The sequence below is a fragment of the Nocardia sp. NPDC005746 genome, assembly GCF_040630785.1.
Taxonomy (GTDB): Bacteria; Actinomycetota; Actinomycetes; order Mycobacteriales; family Mycobacteriaceae; genus Nocardia.
This window is the reverse complement of the sequence record NZ_JBEXYE010000008.1, coordinates 45,367-47,534: the sequence shown is the minus strand read 5'-3', so window position 1 is coordinate 47,534 and position 2,168 is coordinate 45,367. Positions and strand designations below refer to the sequence as shown.

The following is a 2,168-nucleotide window of genomic DNA, read 5'->3' as shown; positions in this document are numbered from 1 at the left end:
ATTCCCAGGTGAGAAAGGCTGATCCACCATGAGCAATCCATTCGATGACGAGAATGCCCAGTTCTACGTGCTCGTCAACGAGGAGGCCCAGCACTCGCTGTGGCCGGTGTTCGCCGCCATCCCCGGCGGCTGGACCGCCGCGCACGGTCCGGCCCTGCGGCAGAGCTGCCTGGACTATGTCGAGGCACACTGGACCGACATGCGACCGGCGTCGCTGGTTCAGGCCATGGCGGTCGAACCCGAGTAGACCCGCGGAATACCGAGTTCCGCATCCACAGACCCGGGGTCGAACGACCCCGTGCGGCGGTCCCGAGAACAAACACACATCGAGGGGGTCTGTCCGCGTCGTGAAAGAAAGGGAATCACCATGACCACCACTCCTCCGGATCCGGGCACCGCGCCCTCGGTCGACATCGGCGCCGTCGTCTCCCAGGTTCTGAAGTTCCTGGGTGCCGGTTCCACCGCGAGCTACAACCCCAAGGGCCCGAAGCTCAAGAAGCACAGCGCGAAGTAATTCGCGCCGGACACACGAAATTCTCGAAAGGAAATCGCGATGGATTTCTACACTGGCAGCGGTATGACCGACCTGCTCATCGCAATTGCCAAGGTGGTCGGCTCCGGCTCCTCGACCTCGGTCACCCAGCCGGGTGGCGGCACCACTACCCCGACTCCGGTCGTCTAGGAGGCGTGCATGTTCAGCGGTAGTGCTGTGAACGACTTTCTCAGCTTCCTGGCGAAGTCGCTGGGCACCGGCTCCTCCTTCACCTGGCCGCCGGCGACTACGTAGCAGCTTTCGGGCAGGTGTGTGAAGGCCGCCAGGACAATCCGTCCTGGCGGCCCCCCGGGGCTCAGCGCCGCAATCGGTCCAGGACCCAGCCCGCGGTCTCGGCGCTGGATCGGATCAGGGAATGGTCCACCGGCGCCGCGTCCGGGAACAGGTCCTCGTAGACCGCGTTCTCGACGCCCGGTTCGTCGAGGGTCGAGCACAGCGGCGCGGGCGTGGCGAGCTGATCCCGGCGCGTCGCGATCACCGCATAGGTGACCCCGGGCTGGATGACCCGAGTGTCGAAAATCGCCTTGTACACCGGCGAATCCGGTGTCATCTGCAGGGCCGTGGCCAGCTCCGGCGAGGCCGCCGCCAGCAGGGTGCTCAGCACGGGCAGCTCGTGCAGCAGTTGCACGGGGGTGATGGGCGGATTCGGGATGCCGAGGACGCCCGCGCCGTCGCAGCCGCGCACCTCGGGCGTGATGAACACGGCGTGGCTCACCGTCGGCGCTCCACCCAGCAGCTTCAGGTAATAGTTCGACACGATGGTCCCCGCCGAGTGGGCCACGATCTCGACCTTCTCGGCCCCGGTGGTCTCCCGCACCTTCCCGATGAAATCCGCGATCTGCCCTGCCTCGGCAGGCATATCGCCGTTCCATCGCTTCCCGTTCACCACACCGCCCTGGAACAGCAGCGCGCAATATCCGGCCCCGCGCAGTGCGCCGACCATGGTCTCCCACTGCGCGGCGGTCTGATCCGTGGTGCCGTCCCCGCCGGGCAGTACCACCACGGGATATGGATGCGCCGCCGTCGGCCCGCAGTCGATGACCGGTTCGATGGTGTCCCCGACCGGCAGCGGCCGATCCGCGGACCCGGTTTCCGGCGCGGCCTGCGCGGGCGCGGCCGACCACAGGACGGCGGCGCTCAGCGCTACCGCGACAGTGCTGATGATTCTCATGGGCAACAACGCCTTTCGGCCCTCGTCGTGCAGTCCTCCCCGACCATGCGCTGTGCACGATACCGGCGGTCCGCGGGAATTCGGTGAAGCGAATTCGACTCGCGCACGCAGCTTCGTGGGTGAGCGAACGATTGGCAAATATATTTGCTCAGAACATAAATAACGCTCACCACGAAAGAGTCCCGGAGCGCCCGAACTCGCGCAATCGCTGAAGATTAGCTATGAGAGGGAGATATGAGCCGGCCTGAGCCCCTGGAACCACACGTGATCGGTCTCTACTGGGACCGGGACGGCGATATCTGGCAGCGGGAGGACGGCGGCTGGCGGCTCATCCTGCAGAGCGGCGTGGCCGTGGACCCGGTCTCGCTGTGGGAGTGGGACAACGGGCACGTCTGCGACTACGCGCCGTTCGTCCCACTGACCGCGCTGAAGGCCTAGCGCTCC

General features: G+C 66.1%; 5 protein-coding genes. 4 read left to right on the top strand and 1 reads right to left on the bottom strand.

Features of this window, described 5'->3' with window-relative positions; all coding sequences use genetic code 11:
- Positions 1 to 28: 28 nt before the first annotated feature.
- The 3 genes from ABZ412_RS16975 (at position 29) to ABZ412_RS16965 (ending at position 682) form a co-directional block, all read left to right on the top strand.
- Positions 29 to 247 (top strand): MbtH family protein, encoded by a 219-nt coding sequence (locus ABZ412_RS16975; protein WP_357091190.1) that lies wholly within the window; start codon positions 29 to 31, stop codon positions 245 to 247.
- Between the two features lie 120 nt (positions 248 to 367).
- A complete protein-coding gene (locus ABZ412_RS16970; RefSeq protein ID WP_357281707.1) occupies positions 368 to 514 on the top strand; it encodes a hypothetical protein in 147 nt (48 codons plus the stop codon).
- Positions 515 to 553: 39 nt separating this feature from the next.
- Positions 554 to 682, top strand: coding sequence for a hypothetical protein (locus tag ABZ412_RS16965; RefSeq protein WP_357281705.1), 129 nt, complete (start codon positions 554 to 556; stop codon positions 680 to 682).
- A gap of 166 nt (positions 683 to 848) precedes the next feature.
- Here ABZ412_RS16965 and ABZ412_RS16960 read toward each other — a convergent pair whose 3' ends face one another.
- Positions 849 to 1,724: a hypothetical protein gene (locus ABZ412_RS16960; RefSeq protein ID WP_357281703.1), complete on the bottom strand. Its 876-nt coding sequence runs from the start codon at positions 1,722 to 1,724 to the stop codon at positions 849 to 851.
- 234 nt (positions 1,725 to 1,958) lie between these two features.
- Between ABZ412_RS16960 and ABZ412_RS16955 the strand changes: the two genes are divergently transcribed.
- Positions 1,959 to 2,162 carry a hypothetical protein gene (locus ABZ412_RS16955; protein WP_357091198.1) on the top strand — a complete coding sequence of 68 codons (204 nt, stop codon included), beginning with the start codon at positions 1,959 to 1,961 and terminating at the stop codon, positions 2,160 to 2,162.
- Positions 2,163 to 2,168: the final 6 nt, after the last annotated feature.